Raw genomic sequence first — 24447 nt, forward strand, 5'->3', positions numbered from 1 at the left:
GTGAGCTACTGACACCGTCTGACGGTGGCTGGCTCCCTGGGGAGGGCGGCTTTTCGTGTTGGCTGGGGCTACCGAGTGACGGCCAGCGGCAGGGCTGGGGCGTCTTCCGGTGCTCGTTCGGGGGCGCTGCGGGGATGGACTGCGAAGAGGACGAACATCAACGCGAACCCGAGGCTGAATAGCGCGGTGAAGGGGCTCGCGTTGGCGATGGCGAACACCGGCAGCAGAGCGGTGGGGATCACGATCGCGATGGGGATGCCTCGGCTCGCGCTATCGACGAACACCAGCAGCAGGACGAGGAACGCAGCCTCGATCGCGATACCGACCAGGCCGAGGTTCGCATAGCCGTCCGCGAACAGGCTCGCGTTGGCCTGCACTTCCGGCTGCCCGAACGCGACGAGTCCGACGTGGAAGCCGGGGCTCATCGTGTACGGCGTGGTCACGAAGGGGCCGAGGAACGAGTAGTCCCACAGTGCCCACGGCTGGCCGTCGTAGACCTGGAGGAAGAACGGCACGAGGTGTCCGGCCATGATGAACACGCGGCTCACGAACAGGTCGACGATGCCGAGGGCGGGGGCGATGCGGTCGATGATGATCGCGCCCCACACGAGCAGGGTCGCGCCGACGAACACCGTGATCCCGGAGAACTGCTTCCGCTTGCGGAGGACGAAGGCGAGGGCGATGCACAGCGGGATCGAGATGAGGACCGTCTTGTACCCGGCGGTGGAGTAGAGGATCAGCTGTCCGATGACGCCGAGCGCGACGGGCATACACCGGCGGCGGAACACACCGATGGCCATCAGCAGCGGGTTGACGACGTTGCCCTGGTTGAAGATGAGGTAGCCGACCAGGGGGCCGCTGCTGGCGAGTCCGTCGCGGTAGTCGAGGCGGGTGTCGTACACGTCGAACACGTTGACGACGTTGAAGCTGATGCCGAACGAAACGTAGACGCTGACGTAGGTGGCGAGTGATACGAGGACGATGCCTGTCCAGAGCAGGCGGGAGTCGGTTCGGAGCCTCACAGGCACGATGGTGGGTGTCTGCCTGCGGCGGATGATGAGTGCGACGCCGGCCCAGATCGCGGCGCAGTAGCAGGCGAACAGGAACGTATCGCCGGGGTCGCGGGTGCTGTTGTACAGCGGCACGGTGGCGACGGGGACGACGACGGCTGCATAGAGGAACCAGACTGCGAAGCCGGAGAAGCGGTCGGTTCGGCGCGGCAGGAACAGCGCGGTGATGAGCAGCATCAGGTAGGTGGCGAACATCCACTCGGCGGCGGGCTCGTGGTAGACGTAGCCGAGATACCCGAAGCGGGGAGCCATGCGGTTCGCGTAGGCGTACTCGAGGCCACCGATGAACGCGGCGAGGGCGACGGCGAACAGCAGACCGCCGCCGAAGTGTCGAGCGATCGCGTTCGCGTCGGCCTTGGACGTCACAGCAGCCATGAGGGACAGACTATTCCCTCGCTCGTTCCTCGCCTCCGTGCGCAAGGTCCGTTCGGATCCTAGGCTGGGGCACATGAGCGAGTCCCTGCGCCCCGACGTCGCGCTCGGAGTCCGCCTGTCCGCCCGGATCGCCCGCGACCAGTTCACGGCAGACCCGCGCCCGGTGATCGACGAGCTGCTCGAGATGGCGGCGGGGCATCCGGAGGTGCTCGCGCGTGAGGCGGGCATTTGGGCGGGCGCTCACGAGAACTCCGAGCATCACCGGCCGATCGCGTCGGCGCTCGCGGGGATCCCGGGCGCCCGGCAGTGGATGGCGTTGGGCCGGAAGCGGGCCGGGATGGGGCATCGCACCATCGACCCTCGATAGCCGCCGCGGCCGCGGCGTGGCTCAATGTCGGTGGTTGGTGGCAGAGTCGAGTCGCTATGCCGACTCCGCCGCCTGCCGCCCTGCTCGACTTCGAACGCGCCCACCCGCGCCACTCCGGATGGAAGGAAGAGGCGATCCGTCGTGAGCTTGGCTTGTCGCCGGTGCGCTTCTACCAGCTGCTTGGCCGCGCCGCGGAGACGCTCGAGGCGATGGCCCACGACCCGGTGACCGCTCGACGGATCCGTGACCGCGGGCGCCGCGCGGCCTGACGACGAATATCGGACAGCGGCGTTTGCGGGGGTCCTCGTGGTCATCATGCGCTCGGGCGAGGTGCGCGAGATCCTCACCGATCTGGTGCGCCGCGCGCTCACGGTGGCATGAGCGTGCGCGGTGGGGAGCGCGGACCAACAGCGGGGGAGCGCGGATCCGTCGCCGCCGAGCTCGCGGTCGCGCTCCCCGCCGTGCTGCTTGTGCTCATCCTCGGGGTCGGCGCGCTGTTCGCCGCGTCCACCCAGGTGCGGTTGCAGGATGTCGCCGCCGACGGCGCGCGACTGGTCGCCCGCGGCGAGCCCGAGGCGCGCGCCTCCGCCGTCGTCGCCCAGCTCGATGGCGCGCGCACCGCCGTCTCGTGGCGGGGCGACCTCGTCTGCGTCACGGCGCACGCCACCGCGCGGGTGGCGGGTGTGGGGGTGCCCCTCAGTGCCGTCAGCTGCGCCCTCGGCGGAGGGCTCTGACGTGGCCGGCTCGGCGATCGCGGCCGGAGTGGCAGGAGCCGCCGCCGTGCTGATGCTCGGCCTCGCGGCCGCCGGGGGAGCGGCCGCCGAGAGCCAGCGCCTCGCCGGAGTCGCCGACGCGGCCGCGCTCGCCGCGGCCGACGCGGCGAGCGGGGCGAGCGCGGGCGACCCCTGCGCGCGCGCCGCCGAGGTCGCCGGCGCGCAGCGCGCAGCCGTGACCGCATGCGCGCTCGACGGGCTGATCGCGACGATCACGGTGTCGTCGACCTTCGCGGGGCTCGCGGCGGAGGCGAGGGCACGGGCGGGCCCGCCGCCTGACCCGGGGTGATCCGACGTCGAAGGAGCGCGAGCGGATCCACGGGACTCCTTATGTATTGTGTGCAACGACGAAAGGACACCCGTTGTCAACTGGCAAGAAGCTCGTCATCGTCGAGTCCCCGACGAAGATGAGGTCGATTCAGGGGTATCTCGGCGATGACTACGAGGTGCTCTCCTCGGTCGGTCACATCCGCGACCTCGCCGACAAGCGCGACATCCCCGAGAAGGATCGCGCCGCGTACGGCCGGTACTCGATCGACATCGACAACGGCTTCGACCCGTACTACGTGGTGTCCGACCGCAAGACCAAGACGGTCTCCGAGCTCAAGCGCGCGCTGAAGGGGGCGAGCGAAGTCCTGCTCGCCACCGATGAAGACCGCGAGGGCGAGGCCATCGCGTGGCACCTGCTGGAGACGCTGAAGCCGAAGGTGCCGGTCAAGCGCATGGTGTTCCACGAGATCACCAAGGACGCGATCCGCGCCGCCGTCGACAAGACCCGCGATCTCGACCTGGCGCTCGTCGACGCGCAGGAGACCCGTCGCATCCTCGACCGCCTGTACGGCTGGGACGTCTCGCCCGTGCTCTGGCGCAAGATCGGCACCGGCGCCGGCGGGCAGGCGCTGAGCGCCGGTCGCGTGCAGTCGGCCGCCACGCGTCTCATCGTCGAGCGCGAGCGCGAGCGCATGGCGTTCGTCGCCGCCGACTACTGGGGCATCTCGGCCACCGCGGCCCGCGACGAGCAGGGCTTCTCGGTGCGTCTTGTGCGCCTCGACGGCGCACCGCTCGCGACCGGTCGCGACTTCGACGACCGCGGTCAGCTCAAGCGCGCCGTCATCGTGCTCGACGAGACCGCCGCCCGCAAGCTGTCGTTCGCGATCGAGGCCGCCGGCGAGGCGAACGTCACGAAGGTCGAGGCGAAGCCCGGCAAGCGTCGCCCCTACGCGCCCTTCACGACGTCGACGCTGCAGCAGGAGGCGGGCCGCAAGCTCGGCCTCTCCGCCAAGAACGCGATGTCCGTCGCGCAGAGCCTGTACGAGCGCGGCTACATCACCTATATGCGCACCGACTCGACCAACCTCAGCGCTCAGGCCGTCAAGGCCGCTCGCGAGCAGGCCGTGTCGCTGTACGGCGAGCGCGCCGTGCCGCTGAAGCCCCGCGTCTACGCATCGAAGAGCAAGAACGCGCAGGAGGCCCACGAGGCGATCCGTCCCTCGGGCGACGTCTTCCGCACGCCCAAGCAGGTCGCGGGCGAGCTGGGTCGCGACGAGCAGCGCCTGTACGACCTCATCTGGAAGCGCACCGTCGCCAGCCAGATGGCCGATGCCGAGTTCGAGACCACGACCGTCACGCTCGAGGCCCAGGCCGACGGCAAGACCGCCGAGTTCACCGCGTCCGGCACCGTGTACACCTTCAAGGGCTTCCTCGAGGCGTATGAGGAGGGGCGCGACGAGCGTCGCCGCGACGCCGACGAGATCGAGAACCAGTCGCTGCCGCAGGTGGCAGCCGGCGACCGGGTCGCGCTCTCCGAGGCGGAGGCCAAGGGCCACTCGACCACCCCGCCGCCGCGCTTCACCGAGGCCAGCCTCGTCAAGGCGCTCGAGGAGAAGGGCATCGGCCGCCCGTCGACCTTCGCCAGCATCATCGGCGTGGTGCTCGATCGCGGGTACGCGACCAAGCGCGGGCAGGCCCTGGTGCCCTCGTGGCTGGCGTTCAGCGTGATCCGTCTCCTGGAGGAGCACTTCGCGACACTCGTCGACTACGACTTCACGGCCGAGCTCGAGGACGACCTCGACGCCATCGCCCGCGGCGAGCAGAAGCGCGTCGAGTGGCTGCGCTCCTTCTACTTCGGTGCGGACGACCACCCGGGCCTGCGCGGCATCGTCGAGAACCTCGGCGAGATCGACGCGCGCGCGTTGAACTCCACGCCGCTCACCGACACCGTCACGCTGCGCTTCGGAAAGTACGGCCCGTACCTCGATGTCGTCGATCCGGCCGACCCCGAGGGCAAGACCCGCATCGTCAACGTCCCTGAGGACCTCGCGCCCGATGAGCTCACTCCCGCCAAGGTGCAGGAGCTGATCGAGGCTCCGGTGGCCGGCGACCGCGTGCTGGGCGAGAACCCCGAGAACGGCAAGATCGTCGTCGTCAAGGACGGCCGCTTCGGCCCCTACGTGCAGGAGCAGGATCCGGTCGATCCCGAGGCCGTCGACGAGTCGACCGGCGAGGTCGAGGAGGCGCCGAAGAAGCGCGGCGCCAAGAAGGCCGCCGCGCCGAAGCCGCGCACCGCGTCGCTGTTCAAGTCGATGTCGGTCGACGACATCGACCTCGACACCGCGCTGAAGCTGCTCTCGCTCCCGCGCACGGTGGGCACCGACCCGGCCACCGGCGAGGAGATCACCGCGCAGAACGGCCGCTTCGGTCCGTACCTCAAGAAGGGCACCGACTCCCGCTCGCTCGAGAGCGAGAGCCAGATCTTCGACATCACTCTCGAGAAGGCGCTCGAGCTCTACGCGCAGCCGAAGTACGGTGCCCGCCGCGCCTCGTCCGCGCTCAAGGAGTTCGAGGCCGATCCGGTCAGCGGCAAGCCGATCCGGATCCGCGACGGCCGGTTCGGCGCCTACGTCACCGACGGCGAGACGAACGTGACGATCCCGCGCGGCACCACCGTAGAGGAGATCACCTTCGAGCGAGCCGTCGAGATGCTCGCCGAGAAGCGCGCCAAGGGCCCGGCTCCCAAGCGCGGCCGCGCCGCCGCCAAGAAGCCGGCGGCCAAGACCACCGCGTCGAAGACCACGGCGTCCAAGACCACCGCGGCGAAGAAGACGACCACCACGAAGAAGGCCCCGACCAAGGCTGTCTCCGCTGCGCGTTCCGAGGCCGCCAAGAAGGCCGCCGCCACGCGTGCGGCGAACCGTGCGGCGGCCGCGGCCGCCGAGGCCGCCGGCGAGTGAGCGCGGTCGCGTGAGCTCCGGGCTCTGGATCACGTTCGAGGGCGGCGACGGCTCGGGCAAGACCACCCAGGCGCGACTCCTGCAGGAGTGGTTCGAGGGCACTGGGCGCACCGTCGTGCGCACGCGCGAGCCGGGCGGCACGGAGGTGGGCGACCTGATCCGCGACATCGTCCTCCATCACCGCGGCGACATCGCGCCGCGCGCGGAGGCGCTGCTGTACGCGGCTGACCGCGCCCACCATGTGGCCACGCACGTGCGGCCGGCGCTCGAGCGCGGCGAGGTCGTGATCCAGGATCGCTACCTCGACTCGTCGGTGGCGTACCAGGGCGCGGGGCGGGTGCTGGATGCGGGGGAGATCCGCGACCTGTCGCTGTGGGCCGCCGACGGCGCCCTGCCGGATGTCACCGTGCTGCTCGACCTCGACCCGGCCGCTGCCCGCGCGAGACTCGACGCCGCCGACAAGCCCTTCGACCGCCTCGAGGCGGAGAAGGCCGACTTCCACACGCGCGTGCGCGACGCGTTCCTCGAGCTCGCCGCGGCCGAGCCTCAGCGCTTCCTCGTGCTCGACGCGACCCTGTCGATCGACGAGCTCTCCTCGGCCATCCGCGACCGGATCGCGCCCCTCGTCTGACCCGGTGCCCGGGGCCGGTGTCTCAGGCCGGTGTCGGAGGCCCGGGATAGGGTGGAGCGCATGACGACGGCCCCCACTGCTGAACTGCCGTGGGGCGACGTATGGGGACAGGACGCCGCGGTCGAGACGCTCAAGGCGGCCGCCGCCGACCCCGGGCAGCTGTCGCACGCGTATCTCATCACGGGTCCGCCGGGATCCGGTCGCGCGCCGCTGGCGCTGGCCTTCGCCGCCGCGCTCATCGCCAACAGTCCCGACGACGTCCACACGATGCGCCAGGTGCTGGCGCGCACCCACTCCGACCTCACCGCGCTGCGCACCGAGGGGTCGATCATCAAGATCGACGAGGCTCGCGCGATGGCGACGCGCTCCTATCTGTCCCCGTCGGCGGGCCGCTACCGGGTCATGGTCATGGAGGACGCCGACCGCATGACCGAGCGCACCTCCAACGTGCTGCTCAAGGCGCTCGAGGAGCCGCCCGAGCGCACCGTGTGGATCCTGTGCGCTCCGAGTGATGCCGATCTGCTGCCGACCATCCGCTCGCGCGTGCGCGTGCTGCGCCTGCGCGAGCCCGAGGTGGGGCAGGTCGCCGCGCTGATCACCGCGCGCACCGGCGTCGATCCGGAGGTCGCCGAGCAGGCGGCGCGTCACGCGCAGCGGCACATCGGCATGGCGCAGCGCCTCGCCACCGACGAGGCGTCGCGCCGCCGCCGCGACGAGACCCTGCGCGCCGTGCTGCGCGTGCGGGGCATCGGCGACGTCGTCGAGGTGGCCGGCCAGATCGTGTCCGCCGCCACCGACGACGCGAAGGCCCTCACCGCCGAGCGCGACGAGGCCGAGCGCGCCGCGCTGCTGCGCACCGTGGGCATCGCCGACGGCGCGCGCATCCCGCCCGCGGTCCGCAGCCAGCTGTCGGCGCTCGAGGACGACCAGAAACGCCGCGCCACTCGCAGCCTGCGCGACGGGCTCGACCGGGTGCTCACCGACCTGCAGTCGATGTTCCGCGACGTGGTGATGATCCAGTACGGACGCGACAGCGACCTCATCAACCTCGAACTCGAGCAGGATCTGCGCGAGCTGGCGGCCCGGTGGGAGCCCGCTCGCACCCTGGTCGTGCTCGACCATCTCGCCGCGACCCGCGACGCCCTCGAACAGAACGTGCAGCCCACGCTCGCGCTCGAGTCGCTGCTTGTGACGTTCCTCTCCGGAAGGATGCCGTGATCCGCTCTGTCCGTCGTGCCCTCGCCGCGTTGGCGATCCTGCTCACGGGTGCCCTGGCGCTCTCGGGCTGCCTGTACTCGCAGATTCCGCCGCGGGCTGAGGGAGGCGTCTCCACGCCCCGGCCGGTCGACGGGATCGACGAGGAGCTTGTGCCGTTCTACGGCCAGCAGGTGCAGTGGAGCGACAACGGCGCCGGCATGCTCACCGCGACGGTGAAGGCGCCGCTCGACTGGAACGACCCGGCCAAGGGAGAGCTCGAGCTCGCCGTGGTGCGCCAGCCGGCGACCGGCGGCGCCTCCCAGGGCTCGCTGCTCACGAACCCGGGTGGTCCCGGCGGGAGCGGCTACGACTTCATCGAGCAGTCGGTCGACTTCGCCGTCAGCGAGACGCTCCAGGAGAAGTACGACATCGTGGGCTTCGACCCGCGCGGCGTCGGTCGCTCCACGGCGGTCACCTGCCTCGACGCCGACGCGATGATGCAGTACCTCTACGCGCTGCCCTCGCACCCGCGGGGCACGGCGGAGTGGGAGGCCGAGGGCGCCGCCGACAACAAGCGCTTCGCCGACGCCTGCGAGGCGAACAGCGGCGGCATCCTGCCCTACATCACGACCGACCAGGCCGCGCGCGACCTCGACCTGCTGCGCGCGGTGCTCGGCGACGAGAAGCTCACGTACCTCGGCTACTCCTACGGCACCTTCCTCGGCGCGACGTACGCCAAGCTCTACCCCGAGAACGTCGGCCGGCTTGTGCTCGATGGCGCGATCGATCCGTCCGTCTCGGGCACCGACGTCGGCGTCACGCAGGGCGTGGGCTTCGAGGCCGCCCTGCGCACCTACATGCAGGCGTGCCTCGACGGCGCCGCAGACCAGGGAGGCGGCTGCCCGTTCTCGGGCACCGTCGATCAGGCCATGGGCGATCTGTCGGCGCTGCTCGCCTCGGTCGACCGGTCGCCGCTGCCCTCGCCCGACGGGCGCCAGCTGGGGGCCGACACGCTGCTCACCGGCATCATCGCGGCGCTGTACGCGCCCGAGAACTGGGTGTACCTCACCGACGCCTTCACGCTGGCGCTGCAGGGCGACCCGTCGACGGCTTTTATGCTCGCCGACTTCTACAACGGCGTCGAGGACGGCCAGTTCAGCGACAACTCGGCCGAGGCGTTCAACGCGTACAACTGCATGGACTACCCGGTCGACGAGTCGCAGGAGGCGCAGGATGCCGCGACCGCGCGCCTGCAGGCCGAGGCCCCGACGATCGCGCCCTACTGGGACGGGCCCGGCATCTGCGAGGTCTGGCCGCACGAGCCCACGGGCGTGCGCGAGAAGATCGCGGCCGAGGGCGCCGATCCGATCGTCGTGATCGGCACCACGGGCGATCCGGCGACCCCGTACGAATGGGCCGTCTCGCTCGCCGACCAGCTCTCGAGCGGTGTGCTCATGACCTTCGAGGGAGAGGGGCACACGGCCTACAACGGCCAGAGCGCCTGCGTCGACAACGCGGTGGATGCGTACTTCATCGACGGCACGGTTCCCGAAGACGGACTGACCTGTCAGCCGTGACGCTCCCGGCAGTCAGCACGGTTGGGAGCATCGCTCGCGGTCGGGTATGATTGTTCTTCGTGCCGCGCGAGTGGCACGAGTTGCCGCCTTAGCTCAGTTGGTAGAGCGATTCACTCGTAATGAATAGGTCGTCGGTTCGAATCCGACAGGTGGCTCGAAGGCCCCGGACTCCACTCCGGGGCCTTTTGCTTTGCCCAGGAAGAACGCGGAAGGGCCTCGGGATCGCAGGCGATCCCGAGGCCCTCACCGGACGCGTGGGCGGGTTACTGACCCAGCTCGTTCTCCAGGTCGGACTGCGCCTGGTCGAGAGCGTCCTGAACGGGCGTTCCGTTCTCGTAGATCTCGTTCAGCGTGACCGTGCGGAACTGGTTGTCGACCGTGGGCAGGTTCTGGTTCGCGAACGAATCGAAGTGTCCGATGCCGTCCTTCACCGAGTTGAGCACGTCGAACAGGTTCGTCTGGAAGTACTTGTTGAACTTGTTCTCGGGGTTCTTGGTGACCGCCTCGTCCTCCCACACCGCCATGTTGACGGGGTCGAATCCGAGCACCTCCCAGACCGCGACGTTGGCGTCGAGCGAGAGCTTCGCGTAGGCGAGGAACTCGGAGGCGAGCTCCTTGTTCTCGCTGGCCTCCATGACCGTCGTGCCCGTACCGCCACCGCCGATGGTCAGCACGTCGCTGCCCTCGACCTGCGGGGCGGGGGCGATGGCGATCTTGCCGTCGAGGTCGGGCATGTAGTCCACGAACCGCGAGGTGTACCAGGCGGGGTAGACGATGGCAGCGAAGTCGCCGTCGTTGATGGCGCCGTAGCCCTCTTCGTTGTCGGGGCTGCCGCCCGGGATCGGGGCGAGCGCGCCCGACTCCTTCATGCCCTGGAACATCTCGAGGGTCTTCACGACCTCCGGGTTGTTGACGTCGACGTCGCCCATGCCGCCGTCGGTGAACAGCTGCCCGCCGTTCTGGGCGATCGCCAGCGGCTCGGTGAAGAACACGTTCGTGCTCGCGACGCTGAAGGCCTTGCCGGTCTCCTGGTTGTACTTCGCGCCGGCTGCGCCGAAGTCGTCCCAGGTCTTGATCGAGGTGTAGTCGATCCCGGCGCCCTCGAGCAGCTCGGTGTTGTAGAACGCGACGAACGCTCCGACGTGGGTCGGGTAGCCGTAGATCTTGCCGTTGCGGCTGTAGAGGTCGAGGCGGGCCTGAACGATGTCGTCGACGTACGGCGCGGCGGCATCGGTGAGGTCTGTGAGCGGCGGCTTGTCACCCTTGACGAAGTTGCCGAACTTGCCGACTTCGATGTCGGCCAGGTCAGGAAGGCCCTGACCCGAGTTCACGGCCAGGAGCAGCTTGTCGTGCATGTCCTGGTAGGGGTAGACGGTGATGTCGAGGTCGACGGCCTTGTCGGGGTTCTCCTCGTTCCACTTCTTCGCCATCTCGTCGTAGACCTCGGCGTGGAGCTCGGCGAAGACCCACATGTCGAGCTTGGTCGCGCCCTCGGGGGCCTCGGCGCCCTCGACGACCTCGCCCTGCTGGTTGTCCTGGCTGCTGCAGCCGGCCAGGGCGCCGGCCGCCACTCCGACGGCGAGCGCTGCGGTGAGAATCCTTCGGATCTGCATGGTTATTCCTCTTTGTGTGTGGGGTACTGCACGGGTGGGGTACTGCGGATGAAGGGTCTGTGGGTGCTGATCAGCCCTTGACGGCTCCGGCGGTCATGCCTTCGACGAAGAACCGCTGGAACGCGAGGAACAGGATCAGGATCGGGATGAGGGAGAAGAACGAGCCGATGATCAGCAGCTCGTAGTTGTTGCCATAGGGCGTCAGCAGGGTGTTGAGTCCGATGGGCAGCAGGAACTTCTCGGGCGAGCGCAGCACGAGCAGCGGCCAGAGGAAGTTGTTCCAGATCGTCATGCCGTTGAGGATCGCCATCGCGGCGAAGGCGGGCTTGGTGATCGGGATGATGAGGCGGAAGAAGATGCCGAACTCCGTCAGGCCATCCATCCGGCCTGCCTCGAGGATCTCCTTCGGCACGCCCAGGAAGTACTGCCGGAAGAAGAAGATCGTCACCGCCTGCGCCAGGAACGGCAGCACGACGATCCAGTACTGGTCTGCCGCCTGGAGATCGTTCACCTGCACGTAGAGAGGCAGCATGAGCATCTCGAACGGAATGGTCATCAGGATGATCACGAGGATGAAGCCGAGGCTCTTCCCACGGAACTCGTACATGGCGAATCCGTACGCGACGAAGGCGCTGATGATCAGCGTGCCGACGACCTGCACGATCGTGAGCACGAAGGTGTTGAAGAACCAGCGGAAGTAGTTGCCCGAATCCGTGAACAGCATCACGTAGTTGTCGAAGCTGAGCTCGGAGAAGTCGATCGAGAAGGAGATGCCGTTGCGGATGACCTCGTTGCCGTCCTGGAACGTGCCGATGAAGATCGCCAGCACCGGGATCAACGAGACCAGGGCGATCGCGATCAGGAACGCCGCCTGGATGATGGTGACGGTGCGCCGCTTCAGCGTGCGCGGTCCGGGAGCAGGCGCTGTGCCGCCCGGGGTGATCAGCGCGCGCGTGGTGGTCATCGCGTGGCCTCCTTCCTGAACGTCCCCGTCGCCGTGAGCTGGGTGAGGTTGATGGCCAGCACGACGATGAGCAGCACGACCCCCACGGCAGAGGCGAAGCCGAGGTCGTTCTCCTGGATGCCCTTCCGGTAGAGGTAGCCGACGATGGTGAGGCCCTGGTTGTTGGGCGAGTTGTTGCCGGCGTAGAGCATGAAGCTCTCCAGGAACATCGCCAGGCCGCCGTAGACGCTGATCGTGGTGACGTAGACGATGGTCGGCTTCAGGTTGGGCAGCGTCACGTGGAAGAACTGCTGCACCTTGCTGGCACCGTCGATGGAGGCGGCCTCGTAGTACTCGGAGGAGATCGCCTGCATGCCGGCGAGGAAGTACATCGTGTTGACGCCCGTCCAGCGCCATACGGTCAGAAGAAGAAGGGCCATCAGCCCGGTGAGGTCCTCGCGCAGCCAGCGCACCGGTCCGAAGCCGAAGAAGTCCGCGATCTGGTTCATCAGCCCGGACTCCGTCTCGGAGAACATCAGGCGGAAGACGATGCCCGCGACGACGACCGACGTGAGGGCGGGGACGAAGAGCGACGACTTGAAGAAGTTCTTGACCCGGGGGCTGCCGATTTTGGAGTTGATGATCGCCGCGAGCACCATCGGGATCGGGATCAGCAGCACAAGCGTCAGCACCATGTAGCGGAGGCTGTTGAACATCGCCTTCCAGAACACCGGATCGCGCCAGAGGCGGTCGTAGTTCTCCGTGCCGATGAAGGTCGCCTGACCGTAGAGCACCTCCTGGAAGCTCATGATCACCGAGCGGCCGACCGGAACGAGCCAGAAGACAACCAGCGTGACGAGGAACGGCAGGATGAACAGGTAGGGCGCCAGCCGCTGGTTGTAGAGCAGCTTCTTCATTCCGTTCGGCCCGTCTCGTGGGCGCGCAGAAGAGCAATTCGCAGGCGGCCGATCGACTCGCCTGCGGCGCCGCGGGGGTCGCGATAGGGCATGGCACCTTCTTCCTTGAATCATGCCTGGGTGGGAGATCGTCTCCCCGAACGCGCGCTTCGGCTTGCGGGTGCCGGCGGCTGATCTGAGGCGCTACGGGGGGCCGTTCGCCTCGCCACATGCCCGTTCGTATCGGGTTTGCGTACTCGTCCTCGACAGGAAAGGATGGGCTCCCGTCAGAACGTTTACAACGTTGCGTTCTGGCGGCGGCATTTGTCAAGTCCAACGTTGGACATGACTGGACGAGGGGGCGCCGACGCCCCGGAGGAGAGAGCACGGCATGGCCGGCGAAACATGGCGCGACAACCGGATCGACATCGAAGAGCGGCTGGACGCGCTCATCGCAGAGCTGAGCCCGCAGGAGAAGATCGCGCAGCTCGGGGCGTACTGGGCCGATCAGCGCTCGTCGGGCGAGATCATCGCCCCGATGCAGGACGTCTTCTCGAACGGCCGGCCCCCGTTCGAGCACGCGGTGCGCGACGGGATCGGCCAGCTGACCCGGGTGTTCGGCACCTCGCCCGTGACGGCCGAGCAGGGCATGGCGCAGGTGCAGGCGGCGCAGCGTCATCTGATCGAGGCCACGCGCCTGGGCATTCCCGCGATCGTGCACGAGGAGTGCCTCACGGGCTTCACCACCCTCGGTGCGACGGTTTACCCGACAGCCCTCGCCTGGGCGGCCACGTTCGATCCGGACCTCGTGGCGGAGATGGCGCGCGCCATCGGCCGTGACATGGCCGCCGTCGGCGTGCACCAGGGACTCTCGCCCGTGCTCGACGTGGTCACCGACTACCGGTGGGGGCGCGTCGAGGAGACCCTCGGCGAGGATCCGTACGTGGTGGGCACCCTGGCGTCGGCGTATGTCGAGGGCCTCCAGGAGGCGGGCGTTATCGCGACCCTGAAGCACTTCGCCGGTCACGCCACCTCGCGCGGCGGACGCAATCACGCCCCGGTCTCGATGGGGGAGCGGGAGCTGCGGGATCTTGTGCTTCCCCCGTTCGAGATGGCCGTGCGCTCCGCGGGCGCCCGCAGCGTCATGAACTCGTACACCGAGACGGATCGTGTGCCGGCGGCGGCGGATCGGTGGCTGCTCACGGATCTGCTGCGCGGCGAATGGGGCTTCGAGGGCACGGTCGTGTCCGACTACTGGGCCGTCGCGTTCCTCAAGTCCAAGCACGGCGTGGCCGGCACGATGGCGGAAGCCGGTCGCCTGGCGCTCCACGCCGGGCTCGATGTCGAGCTCCCCGACAGCTCGGCGTTCCTCCACCTCCACGCCGACGATCCGGATCCGCAGCGCACGGAGGCGGACATCGACCAGGCGCTGCGGCGCGTGCTGCGCCAGAAGTTCGAGCTCGGTCTGCTCGATGAGGGGTGGGCGCCCGCAGAGCCGGCGCATCGCGACCTCGACAGCGCCGAGAACAGAGGCATCGCGCGACGTCTCGCCGAGACCTCCATCGTGCTGCTCGACAACTCCGGCGACGCGCTGCCGCTGGCCGCGGCCACCGCGCGGATCGCGCTGATCGGGCCCTGCGCCGACGATCCGAGCGCCATGATGGGCGCCTACTCCTATCCGGTGCACGTGCTGCCTCGTCACCCGCAGTTCGGGCTCGGCCTGGACGCCGAGTCGCTTCCCGAGGCGCTGCGCGCGGAGCTGCCGGGGGCCCAGGTCGTCGTCGAGCGCGGCTGCCCGCTGCAGGCGCCCGCGGATGAGAACGAGCTGGCGCGCGCGGAGGCGGCCGCGAAGGACGCGGATCTCGCGGTCGTGATCGTGGGCGACCACGCGGGCATGTTCGGCAAGGGCACCTCCGGCGAGGGATCCGACGCCCCGTCGCTCGATCTTCCGGGTGAGCAAGGGCGGCTCGTCGAGCGGATCCTCGCGACCGGCACCCCCGTTGTGCTCGTGGTGCTCTCGGGGCGGCCGTACGCGATCGGACGCTTCGTCGGCCGCGCGGGGGCGATCGTGCAGGCCTTTATGCCGGGCGTGGAGGGCGCGGGCGCTCTCGCGCGTGTGCTCGCGGGCACCGTCAACCCCAGCGGCCACCTCCCGGTGCAGGTGCCCCACGGTGCCGCGGCGCTGCCGCACACGTACCTCGCGCCGCCGCTCGGTCAGGACGGAGACCGGATCAGCAATCTCTCGATCGCCCCGGCGTTCCCCTTCGGTCACGGCCTCTCGTACACCCGCTTCGAGGTCACAGGCCTCGATCTGGACCGGACCGAGATGGCCACCGATGCGACCGTGACCGCGACCGTCACCGTCGCGAACACCGGGGATCGCCCGGGGGAGACGGTCGTCCAGCTCTACTCCGCGGATCCGGTCGCGCAGGTCACTCGTCCCGTGCGTCAGCTCGTCGGGTATGCCCGCGTGCGCCTCGACGCGGGGCAGAGCACCCGCGTGGCGTTCCGGCTCCACGCCGACCGCTTCTCGTTCACCGGGCTCTCGCGCCGGCGGATCGTGGAGCCCGGCGAGATCGTGCTCTCCGCGGGACTGTCCGTGGGTGACCTGCCCCATACCGCGACCGTCGTCCTGACCGGCCCCGTGCGCGAGGTCGTCGACCCCGTGCTTCTCACCGAAGTCGCCTGACGCGGCACCGACCAAACCACTACTCGAACAAGGAGCCTCCATGCCCTCTGCCCGTATGACCATCGATCCGCACTTCGCCATCGGACGGATCCGCCGACGCCTCTTCGGAGGGTTCGTGGAGCACCTCGGGCGGCACATCTACGACGGGATCTACGAACCCGGCCACGAGACGGCGGATGCCGAGGGCTTCCGCCAGGACGTGATCGAGCTGGTGCGCGAGCTCGGCGTGTCCACGATCCGCTACCCCGGCGGCAACTTCGTCTCGGGGTTCCGTTGGGAGGACTCGGTGGGCCCGCGCGAGCAGCGGCCTCGCCGGCTCGATCTCGCGTGGCACTCGACCGAGACCAACGAGGTGGGTCTGCACGAGTTCTCGTCCTGGCTCGAGAAGGTCGGAAGCGACCTCATGATGGCCGTCAACCTCGGCACGCGCGGAACCCTCGAGGCGCTCGACCTGCTCGAGTACGCGAACGTCCCGGGCGGCACCGAACTGAGTGAGCGCCGTCGCGCGAACGGGCGGGAGGAGCCCTTCGCCATCGAGATGTGGTGCCTCGGCAACGAGATGGACGGGCCGTGGCAGCTCGGTCATCGCTCGGCCGACGACTACGGGAAGATCGCGGCGCAGACCGCCAAGGGCATGCGTCAGATCGACCCCGACCTGAAGCTCGTGGTCTGCGGATCCTCCGGCGCGCAGATGCCCACCTTCGGGGAGTGGGAGCGCGTGGTGCTCGGCCACACCTACGACGACGTCGACTACATCTCCTGCCACGCCTACTACCAGGAGAAGGACGGCGACACCGGCTCCTTCCTCGCCTCCGGCGTGGACATGGATCGCTTCATCGAGTCGGTCGTCGCCACGGCGGATCATGTGGGCGCCGTGCGCGGCAGCTCGAAGCGGATCGACATCTCGTTCGACGAGTGGAACGTCTGGTACATCGACCGGTACGAGGGGGTCGACAAGATCACGGGGATCGGCAACTGGCCCGTCGCCCCGCGGATCCTCGAGGACAGCTATTCGGTGCTGGATGCGGTCGTCTTCGGCGGTCTGATGATCTCGCTGCTCAAGCACGCCGACCGTGTGACGAGCGCGTCGCTCGCCCAGCTGGTGAACGTCATCGCTCCGATCATGACCGAGCCGGGCGGGCCGGCGTGGCGGCAGACGACGTTCTACCCCTTCTCGCTCACCTCGCGCCTGGCGCAGGGGGAGGCGCTCGAGGTCAAGCTCGATGTTCCGACCTACGAGACCGCCCGCTACGGCGAGGTGCCGCTGGTGGATGCCGTGGCGACGCACGATGCCGCGAACGGCACCGCCGCGGTGTTCCTCGTCAACCGCAGCACCACCGAGTCGATCAGCGTCGAGGTCGACGTGGTCAGCCTGGGCGAAGTGTCGGTGCGGGAGACCCACGTGCTCACCGACGCGGACATCCACGCCCGCAACACCCTCGAGGACCGGGAGCGGGTGGCCCCGGCACCGAGCGACACCGTGGCGCTCGACGGCGGCGTGCTGCGCCTCACTCTGCCGCCGGTCTCGTGGACGGCCGTCGCCCTGGGATGACGTCTACAACGTAGTAAATTGCATCTGGACATCCCTCGCGTGCTGTGCGAATAATGAACGCGATGCGATTTACGACGCTGTAAATCCCGGTGCCGGCTCTTCCGGGGTGGCGAGATCCTCGCCACCCCGGGGGTATTCCGCGTGCCATCGAATGAGAGGAATCAATGATGATCGACACTCGAAAATCGGCGGGATCCGCGCGCGGGATGAGGCGTGGCGCCGTCGCCGCTCTCACCGCCGCGGCCATGAGCGCGTGCGCGCTGATCGCCGCGCAGCCCGCCGCGGCGGCCGTCTCCGGCGACAGCTGGGTCAGCGAGCCGGGCGACGGCATCTACCGCTTCACGGTGCCGAACTCCGCGGTGCTGGATGCGGTCGGAACGGCGCCGGCGACCGTGCGCGTGGAGGGCAACTTCGGGCCGGGGCATGACTCGTCGCTGCTCAACCTCGACCGCAACGGCACCAACTGGGTGGCCACGCTGGGCCCGCTGGAGCCGGGACTGTACTCCTTCCACTACGAGGCGACCATTGCGGGCACCGAGGAGGAGATCCACTTCGGCAACCCGGCCGCCCCGCAGGTCGTCACGTCCCAGCCCGACCTCAGCACCTTCTTCGTCGACGGGGAGGAAGCGGCCTGGCTGGCCGACGCCACCGGGGGCGGGCAGGTCTCCACGCTCGACTACTGGAGCAATGCGGCCGAGGCCCAGCGCTCCGCGCAGGTCTGGACGCCGCCGGCATACGACGCCGACCGCGCCGAGGAGTACCCGGTGCTGTTCCTGCTCTCCGACAGCGGCCAGTCCCACAAGGAGTGGAACGAGCTCGGCCGCGCCACGCAGATCCTCGACAACCTCGCCCTGGAGGGGCGCATCGAGCCGATGGTCGTGGTGATGGCCGACAGCGAGACCCAGAAGGTCAAGCAGGAGATCCTGAACAATCTGGCCCCGGCGGTGAGCGCCGACTACAACGTGTCCTCCGACGCGGAGGACCGGGCGATCGCCGGCATCGGCCGCGGCGCGACCCAGGCCATCGAGCTGCTGGTGTCCGACACGGGGGCCTTCGCCCACGTCGGCGCCTTCTCGGGTTCGTTCACCGGGAAGATCAGCAAGGGCAAGGCGAAGCAGATCAACTCCCGCACCGACCTCGTGCGCCTGTACACGGGCAACGTGACCGACGACTCGTACAACGCCACCGTGGCGCTGGCCGCGCAGCTCGAGGAGGCGGGCGTCGAGTTCGAGTCCGACGGCTCCAACCCCGACCACGGCGATGTCTGGGAGACGTGGCAGGAGGCGCTGCGCGACTTCAGCACCCGGATCTTCCAGGACGTCGACGACCACGGCATGTCCGAGGGGCACATCGCGCTCGAGGCCGAGCACGTGCTCCCCGCGCCGGGGACCACGCCGACCCCCTGGATCGAGGACAACGGGGTCGTCACCTTCGAGACCACCAAGTTCGCCGACGCCAAGAACGTCAACGTGTGGGCCAACTGGGGTCCCTCCGGCAACTGGCTGCGCATCCCCATGGTGCGCGAGGGCGACCGCTGGACCCTCACCGTGGGCGCCCTTCCGGGCGGCTCGTACTACTACCGCCTGACGGGCGACCGCGTGGATGCGAAGGACTCGGGCAACCCGACCGTCGTCAACTCCGAGCCCAACTGGAGCACGTTCTACGTCGATGGCGAGGGACTGCGCGCGGAGTACACCAAGGACGTCGCGCCCGAGCAGCGCGGCGCCGTCGCGGTGATGGACTACAGCAGCATCGCGGGCACCACGCGCCAGGCCTACGTCTGGACGCCCCCGGGCTACGACGCGGACCGCGCCGAGGCGTACCCGGTGCTGTACCTGCAGCACGGCGGTGGGCAGACGTGGAGCGACTGGATCCAGGTGGGCCGTGCCGCGCAGATCCTCGACAACCACTACGCCAAGGGCACGATCACCCCGATGGTGGTCGTGATGGCCAACGGCAACGGCGTGGACTTCCCCCGGGAGATCACGGAGCGGATCACCACGGCCGCGGAGGCCGCGTACAACGTGAGCTCGGAGGGCGCGCAGCGCGCGGTCGCCGGACTCTCGATGGGCTCGGGCCACGCGCTCAGCACGCTCTGGGCGCACCCCGGTGAGTTCGGGTACGTCGGCGCGTTCTCGGCGTTCGGCAACGTGCCGGCGGGTGCCGACATCGCGGCGATCAACAACGGCACCAAGCTGCTGTCGATCTACACCGGCGACTTCCAGGACTTCACGTACCAGAACACGCTGTCGCTGATCGGGTCGCTCAAGGCCCGCGGGGTGAACCACGAGTTCAACACCCCGATCCCCGGCCCGCACAGCTGGGACGTGTGGCAGAAGGCGCTGATCGACTTCCTGCCGAAGCTGTTCCCCGCAGGCTGAGCAGCGGAGACCGAATGAGGGAAGGCCGGGGCGATCGCCCCGGCCTTCTCTCGTGCTCAGGAGCGGCTGTCGGCGGGCCGCCCCGCGAAGCCGGTCGACTCGCGTCGCATGATCCGGAAGCTCGGCTTGATGGTGCGCGGCGGGCGACGCTCGCCCTTCTCCTCGATGCGCTCGATGAGCAGCGCGACGGCGGTCTTGGCGATCTCCTTGCTGCCCGCGTCGACGCTCGACATCGACGGCATCGAGAACTTGGCCTCGTCGATGTCGTCGAAGCCGATCACCGCCACGTCCTCGGGCACGCGCAGTCGCGCCTCGCCGAGGGCGCGGAGCGCGCCGAGCCCGAGGGCGTCGTTGAGCGCGAAGACCGCGTCGAAGGGCGTCCCCTCCGCGACGAGTCGATGGATCGCCGCCGCGCCCGCCGCGCGCGTCCAGTGCTCGGCGGACCGGATCAGGCGCGGATCGACATCCATGCCGGCTCCGGCGAAGGCCTCTCGGTAGCCGGCGAGGCGCAGAGAAGCGGAGCTCGTGCCGGATCCGGGTTCCTCCTCGGCTCCGAGGATGGCGATGCGGCGTCGGCCGATGTCGATGAGGTGCTCCACGGCCGCGCGTGCGGAGGAGACGTTGTGCATCGTGACGTGGTCGGTCGGGCCGTCGAAGATGCGCTCGCCGAGCAGGACGATCGGGAACTGCGTGCTCAGCGCATCGACGTCCTCCTGACCGAGCGCATACGGGCTGAACAGGAGGCCATCGGTCATGCGTGCGCGACCGCCGCTGACGGCACGCAGCTCGCGCTCGCGATCGCCGCTGGTCTGCTCGACGAGCACCCCGAGTCCCTGGGCGTCGGCCGCGCGGATGACGGCGTCGGCCAGCTCGGCGAAGTAGTTCTCGCTCAGGGCGGGCACCGCGAGACCGATCACACCCGTGCGACCCGATCGCAGTCCGCGGGCCGACAGGTTGGGGCGGTAGCCGAGCTCCGCGATCGCGGCCTGCACGCGCTCGCGCAGGGGCGCGCTCACATGCGGATAGTCGTGGATGACATTCGAGACCGTCTTGATCGATACGCTCGCGAGCCTCGCGACGTCGTGCAGCGTCGGGTCCATCAAGCCACCAATCGGCTGAGTCACTTCGGGCGGATCTATCCACTCTAGCCGCGCGGTCGCGCGCCTCGATGTCACGCCGGACGTCGGTGTCCACCGGCCTCGCCGGCGTCGCGGGTGGCAGGATCCCGCCGATCGCCGTCCGCCCGCCGCCTCGCGACGCTCATGTCCCGCGCACCACGATGGATCCATGACCGACGCTCTGACCGCCACGACAGACACCTCCGACGCGATCGCGTATTTCGCGCGCAAGCTGCGCCACGAGACCGATCCGTCCGACGTGGCCGCCGCGCGCGCGGCGGGGGAGCCGATCACGCTCATCGATGTGCGAAGCCGGGCCTCCTACGACCAGGGGCACGTGCCCAACGCGATCCACCTCCCCGGCGGGGAGCTCGCCGAGCGGCACGCCGAGCTCGCCGGACTGCCGAACCTCGTCGTCTACTGCTGGGGTCCCGCCTGCAACGGCGCGACCCGGGCCGCGCTCGCGCTGAGCCAGCTGGGCTACCCCGTGAAGGAGATGATCGGCGGCTTCGAGTACTGGGCCCGCGAGGGGTTCGCGATCAAGACGGCGGACGGGCGCACCCGCCGGCCGATCGACCCCCTGACCGCACCGCTGGGCTGAGCGCCGGTCGGCGGCGGCCTGACAGAATGAACGGGTGAATCCCGCCCCCCTCCCGCTCGCCGCATGAATCCGGCGCTGCTGGTCGGGGCGGTCGCCGAGATCCTCACCTGGGTCGGCCTCGGGGCCGCCGCGGTGTTCGGCGCCGGCGCGCTCGTCGCGAAGCTCGCCGACGGCACCTGGGTGCCGATCCGGGCCGTCCTGCTCGACGATGTCGGGCAGCAGGGCAGCCTGCGCTGGTTCGGCGACGACGGCGTGCACACCGCGCCGCTGACCGACGAGCTGCGCGAGGCCGCCGACGGCGACGAGGTCGATGCCTTCCACCGCGTGGGCTCGGCGAGTGACGTGCGCCTGCACCACCGGTCGCCCCTGCCTCGTCTGCTGGGCGGCGTCGCGCTGGCCTGCGGTGGCGTGGGCGTGCTCGCCGTGGTCGTTCAGGTCGTGGCGATGGTGACCACCGGCTGACGCAGGATCGTCCTGCGCTTCTCGGGGGCCACGCGGCGGGGGTCGCTGAGATAGATCTCGTGGTGGAGGCCGGTCAGCGCGAGGCCCTGCGACGGGATGACCTCCGTGTGCATCCGCTCGAGCAGCGGCGCCTCGTCGTCGAAGGATCCGACGTGCAGGGTCTGCACGCAGCGACCCTCCGAGAGCGTCTCCAGGCGCACCGATCCGGGATCGACCGCCGCGAACAGCTCAGGCGGGATCCAATCGGGAGTCAGGATCAGCAGCGTCCAGCTCCAGAGGGACTTGTCGCGGGCGTCGGTGAAGGAGGCGTAGTCGTCGGCCCACCACAGCCCCTCCAGCGGCGGCACGACGTAGTCGCGCGCGAGCTCGCGCTTCGACGCGAACTTCAGCCGGTACGCGACGGGATACAGCTGCTCGACCGCGGCGGCGAAGACCGGGGTGTTCGGATCGCCGTGGCCGTCGATCATCAGATACCGCTGGTCCGGGACGTCGAGCACGCGGAACTCGCCCCGCTTCGCGCGATACGCGTCGAGCGTCTTCTGGAAGTCGACCTTGTTGGACACGCGGCCATTCTCGTCCTCTTTCCGCGGGCGTACGCTCGGAACATGACCCGGGCACTGCTGATCGTCGACGTCCAGAACGACTTCACCGAGGGCGGCGCGCTCGGCGTGACCGGAGGCGACGCCACGGCGGCCGGCATCACGCGCCTCCTGGAGGAGCATGCGGGAGACTACGACGCGATCATCGCGTCGCGCGACTGGCATGACCCCGACAGCGACAACGGCGGGCACATCTCCGACGCGCCCGACTTCGTCGACAGCTGGCCCGCGCACTGCATCGCCGGCACCGACGGCGCGGAGTACGACACGAACCTCGATACCTCCGCCATCACGCACCACGTCAAGAAGGGGCAGGGCAAGCCGGCCTACTCGATGTTCGAGGGTGTGACGGACGACGGATCCACCGTGGCCGCCGTGCTCATCGAGCGCGGGATCGAGACGGTCGATGTCGTGGGCATCGCGACCGACCACTGCGTGCGCGCCACGGCGCTGGATGCCCTCGAGCACGGACAGCACGTGCGCATCCTCACCGCGCTCGTCGCGGGCGTCGCCCCCGAGCCCAGCGAGGCCGCGCTCGCGGAGCTCGCGCACGCCGGCGCCGAGCTCGCCTGAGCGCGGGCGCACGGAGCTCAGCCGAGCGACGCGATCTTGCGGAGGAACACCGCGCGCTCCTTGTCGTTGCCGGTGAGAGCAGCAGCCTTCTCGAGCTCGGCGCGGGCCTCGTCCCGCCTCCCGAGCCGGAGGAGCAGCTCGGCGCGCACCCCGGGCAGCTGCGCGTAGCCCGCCAGTGACCCGCCCAGCTCGTCGACGATCCGCAGGGCGGTCGCGGGCCCCTCGGCCATCGACACGGCGACGGCGCGGTTCAGCTCGACGACGGGCGACGGCGCGATGCGACCGAGCGCCTCGTAGAGCAGCGCGATCCGCTCCCAATCGGTGTCGTCGATCGACGGCGCCACGTCGTGGCACTCAGCGATGGCCGCCTGCAGGGCGTAGGGGCCGCGCCCTCGGCCCAGCGCGTCGCAGGAGGCCAGCGCGTTCCTGCCGAGCGCGATCAGCCCGCGGTCCCAGCGCGTGCGATCCTGATCCGCCAGGAGGATCGGATCCCCGGATGCATCCAGGCGGGCGGGGAAGCGCGCGGCGCTGAGCGCCATGAGCGCGACCAGACCGTGCGCTTCGGGCTCCTTCGGAGCGAGGCCCGCGAGCACGCGCGCCAGGCGCAGGGCCTCGCGGCTGAGGTCGGTGCGCATCCACCGTTCCCCCGCGCTCGCCGCGTAGCCCTCGTTGAAGATCAGATACAGCACACTCAGCACGGCCGAGAGGCGAGCGGGGTACTCGTCGGGCGGCGGCACCTCGAAGGGCACGGCCGCCGCCGCGAGGGTCTTCTTGGCCCGCACGATCCGCTGCTGCACGGTGGCCACCGGCACGAGGAACGCCCGCGCGATCTCCTCCGTGGACAGACCGCCGACGACGCGCAGGGTGAGCGCGATCGACGCCTCCCGGGAGAGCACGGGGTGGCAGGCGACGAAGACGAGCCGGAGCACGTCGTCCTGGATGGCATCCGGGTCCCACGAGGGCTCGGTCGTCTCGTCGAGCTCGCGGGCGAGCACCGCGTAGCGGTCGTCCGCCGTCGCGGCCCGTCGCCAGTGGTCGATCGCCCGCCGCTTGCCGACGGCCACGAGCCACGCGCCCGGATTCGCCGGCACACCGGTCGACGGCCACGACGACAGCGCCTCGGCGAGCGCCTCCTGCGCGACGTCCTCGGCGAGGGCGAAGTCGCGCGTCACGCGCGTGAGAGAGGCGACGATGCGCGCCGCCTCGATGCGCCACACGGCCTCGACCGCGCGCCGCGCGGAGGCGGCGGCGGCCGAGGCCGTGTCGGCGGTCATCTCAGGCCTCGGAGCGGCCGGAGTCGGGGGAGTTCTTCGCCGCGAGCTCCTCGCGCCAGCCCTCCTCCTTCTGCACCCACTCGTTGTCGGACGGGAAGTCCGACTCGTCGGTGACGCGCCGGATCTCGAGCTTGTTGCCCGGGGTGAGCGGAGCGCGCTTCGCCCACTCGGCGGCCTCCTCGATCGTCGGCACCTCCAGCACCCAGAAGCCGTTGAACAGCTCCTTCGTCTCGCCGTAGGGGCCGTCGGTGACGACGGGCGCCGTCTGCGTGAAGTCGACCACGAGACCCGGCTCGGGGGCGAGGCCATCGCCGCCCACCATCACCCCGGCCTTCATCATCGACTCGTTGTAGGCGCCCATCCTGGCGATGACCTCCTCGAAGGGGATCTCGTTGTAGGCCGCGACGGCCTCGTCGGTGGCGCGCATGATCAGCATGTACTTGGGCATCTCGGACTCCTTGTCAGGTGGGGCCGCCATCCGGCCCCGTCATCTACGCGTCGGATGAGAAGGCCCGGGATCGACAAG

At 69.5% G+C, this 24447-nt stretch carries 22 protein-coding genes, 1 tRNA gene and 1 pseudogene; 16 read left to right on the top strand and 8 right to left on the bottom strand.

Annotated features, from left to right (window positions below; genetic code table 11):
* Window positions 1-68: 68 nt before the first annotated feature.
* Window positions 69-1445 carry an oligosaccharide repeat unit polymerase gene (locus tag J5V96_RS09510; RefSeq protein WP_208503152.1) on the bottom strand — a complete coding sequence of 459 codons (1377 nt, stop codon included), beginning with the start codon at window positions 1443-1445 and terminating at the stop codon, window positions 69-71.
* A gap of 73 nt (window positions 1446-1518) precedes the next feature.
* Between J5V96_RS09510 and J5V96_RS09515 the strand changes: the two genes are divergently transcribed.
* The 10 genes and pseudogenes from J5V96_RS09515 (at window position 1519) to J5V96_RS09560 (ending at window position 9375) form a co-directional block, all read left to right on the top strand.
* Entirely contained in the window at window positions 1519-1812 is a 294-nt protein-coding gene (locus J5V96_RS09515; protein WP_208503154.1) for a hypothetical protein, read from the top strand.
* A gap of 56 nt (window positions 1813-1868) precedes the next feature.
* Window positions 1869-2081: a DUF3263 domain-containing protein gene (locus J5V96_RS09520; RefSeq protein WP_208503156.1), complete on the top strand. Its 213-nt coding sequence runs from the start codon at window positions 1869-1871 to the stop codon at window positions 2079-2081.
* Window positions 2082-2100: 19 nt separating this feature from the next.
* A pseudogene (locus tag J5V96_RS09525) lies at window positions 2101-2193 on the top strand (DUF4244 domain-containing protein); the annotation flags it as partial.
* Entirely contained in the window at window positions 2190-2546 is a 357-nt protein-coding gene (locus tag J5V96_RS09530) for a TadE family protein (protein WP_208503158.1), read from the top strand. The pseudogene J5V96_RS09525 and the gene J5V96_RS09530, both read left to right, overlap by 4 nt.
* Before the next feature lies 1 nt (window position 2547).
* Window positions 2548-2874, top strand: a complete 327-nt coding sequence (locus tag J5V96_RS09535) for a helicase (RefSeq protein ID WP_208503160.1) — start codon at window positions 2548-2550, stop codon at window positions 2872-2874.
* 73 nt (window positions 2875-2947) lie between these two features.
* Window positions 2948-5815, top strand: a complete 2868-nt coding sequence (gene topA, locus J5V96_RS09540) for a type I DNA topoisomerase (protein WP_208503161.1) — start codon at window positions 2948-2950, stop codon at window positions 5813-5815.
* Between the two features lie 10 nt (window positions 5816-5825).
* On the top strand, window positions 5826-6446 hold the full coding sequence (tmk, locus tag J5V96_RS09545) for a dTMP kinase (RefSeq protein ID WP_208503163.1): 621 nt from the start codon (window positions 5826-5828) through the stop codon (window positions 6444-6446).
* 60 nt (window positions 6447-6506) lie between these two features.
* Window positions 6507-7664 carry a DNA polymerase III subunit delta' gene (locus J5V96_RS09550; RefSeq protein WP_208503164.1) on the top strand — a complete coding sequence of 386 codons (1158 nt, stop codon included), beginning with the start codon at window positions 6507-6509 and terminating at the stop codon, window positions 7662-7664.
* Window positions 7661-9220: an alpha/beta hydrolase gene (locus J5V96_RS09555; RefSeq protein WP_208503166.1), complete on the top strand. Its 1560-nt coding sequence runs from the start codon at window positions 7661-7663 to the stop codon at window positions 9218-9220. Before J5V96_RS09550 ends, J5V96_RS09555 begins: the two co-directional genes overlap by 4 nt.
* 82 nt (window positions 9221-9302) lie before the next feature.
* Window positions 9303-9375 (top strand) — tRNA-Thr (locus J5V96_RS09560).
* A gap of 108 nt (window positions 9376-9483) precedes the next feature.
* Here J5V96_RS09560 and J5V96_RS09565 read toward each other — a convergent pair.
* The 3 genes from J5V96_RS09565 to J5V96_RS09575 form a co-directional block, all read right to left on the bottom strand.
* On the bottom strand, window positions 9484-10833 hold the full coding sequence (locus tag J5V96_RS09565; RefSeq protein ID WP_208503168.1) for an ABC transporter substrate-binding protein: 1350 nt from the start codon (window positions 10831-10833) through the stop codon (window positions 9484-9486).
* Between the two features lie 70 nt (window positions 10834-10903).
* The gene (locus tag J5V96_RS09570; RefSeq protein WP_208503170.1) at window positions 10904-11797 is read right to left on the bottom strand and encodes a carbohydrate ABC transporter permease; all 894 of its coding nucleotides are present in this window, start codon (window positions 11795-11797) and stop codon (window positions 10904-10906) included.
* Window positions 11794-12693 carry a carbohydrate ABC transporter permease gene (locus J5V96_RS09575; RefSeq protein WP_208503172.1) on the bottom strand — a complete coding sequence of 300 codons (900 nt, stop codon included), beginning with the start codon at window positions 12691-12693 and terminating at the stop codon, window positions 11794-11796. Before J5V96_RS09575 ends, J5V96_RS09570 begins: the two co-directional genes overlap by 4 nt.
* Before the next feature lie 370 nt (window positions 12694-13063).
* On the opposite strand from J5V96_RS09575, the gene J5V96_RS09580 reads away from it, so the two are divergent.
* From J5V96_RS09580 to J5V96_RS09590, 3 genes are all read left to right on the top strand, one after another.
* On the top strand, window positions 13064-15361 hold the full coding sequence (locus tag J5V96_RS09580) for a glycoside hydrolase family 3 protein (RefSeq protein WP_208503174.1): 2298 nt from the start codon (window positions 13064-13066) through the stop codon (window positions 15359-15361).
* A 40-nt stretch (window positions 15362-15401) separates the two neighbouring features.
* Window positions 15402-16913: an arabinosylfuranosidase ArfA gene (arfA, locus tag J5V96_RS09585; RefSeq protein WP_208503176.1), complete on the top strand. Its 1512-nt coding sequence runs from the start codon at window positions 15402-15404 to the stop codon at window positions 16911-16913.
* 167 nt (window positions 16914-17080) lie between these two features.
* Entirely contained in the window at window positions 17081-19294 is a 2214-nt protein-coding gene (locus J5V96_RS09590; RefSeq protein WP_208503178.1) for an alpha/beta hydrolase-fold protein, read from the top strand.
* 56 nt (window positions 19295-19350) lie between these two features.
* Here J5V96_RS09590 and J5V96_RS09595 read toward each other — a convergent pair whose 3' ends face one another.
* Complete coding sequence (locus J5V96_RS09595; RefSeq protein WP_208503180.1) at window positions 19351-20394, bottom strand: LacI family DNA-binding transcriptional regulator; 1044 nt, start codon at window positions 20392-20394, stop codon at window positions 19351-19353.
* A 187-nt stretch (window positions 20395-20581) separates the two neighbouring features.
* Between J5V96_RS09595 and J5V96_RS09600 the strand changes: the two genes are divergently transcribed.
* Complete coding sequence (locus J5V96_RS09600; RefSeq protein WP_208503182.1) at window positions 20582-21013, top strand: rhodanese-like domain-containing protein; 432 nt, start codon at window positions 20582-20584, stop codon at window positions 21011-21013.
* 63 nt (window positions 21014-21076) lie between these two features.
* Window positions 21077-21475 carry a hypothetical protein gene (locus J5V96_RS09605; protein ID WP_208503184.1) on the top strand — a complete coding sequence of 133 codons (399 nt, stop codon included), beginning with the start codon at window positions 21077-21079 and terminating at the stop codon, window positions 21473-21475.
* Here J5V96_RS09605 and J5V96_RS09610 read toward each other — a convergent pair.
* The gene (locus tag J5V96_RS09610; protein ID WP_307793576.1) at window positions 21445-22038 is read right to left on the bottom strand and encodes a GyrI-like domain-containing protein; all 594 of its coding nucleotides are present in this window, start codon (window positions 22036-22038) and stop codon (window positions 21445-21447) included. The two genes, J5V96_RS09605 and J5V96_RS09610, sit on opposite strands and share 31 nt — an antisense overlap.
* A gap of 42 nt (window positions 22039-22080) precedes the next feature.
* Here J5V96_RS09610 and J5V96_RS09615 point away from each other — a divergent pair, with 42 nt between their 5' ends.
* Entirely contained in the window at window positions 22081-22647 is a 567-nt protein-coding gene (locus tag J5V96_RS09615; protein ID WP_208503188.1) for an isochorismatase family protein, read from the top strand.
* Between the two features lie 17 nt (window positions 22648-22664).
* Here J5V96_RS09615 and J5V96_RS09620 read toward each other — a convergent pair whose 3' ends face one another.
* Together J5V96_RS09620 and J5V96_RS09625 are read right to left on the bottom strand one after the other, a co-directional pair.
* Complete coding sequence (locus J5V96_RS09620) at window positions 22665-23921, bottom strand: RNA polymerase sigma factor (protein ID WP_208503190.1); 1257 nt, start codon at window positions 23919-23921, stop codon at window positions 22665-22667.
* A 1-nt stretch (window position 23922) separates the two neighbouring features.
* Window positions 23923-24369, bottom strand: coding sequence for a YciI family protein (locus J5V96_RS09625; protein ID WP_208503192.1), 447 nt, complete (start codon window positions 24367-24369; stop codon window positions 23923-23925).
* Between the last annotated feature and the right edge of the window lie 78 nt (window positions 24370-24447).

The sequence above is a fragment of the Microbacterium stercoris genome (assembly GCF_017592545.1).
Lineage (GTDB): Bacteria > Actinomycetota > Actinomycetes > Actinomycetales > Microbacteriaceae > Microbacterium > Microbacterium stercoris.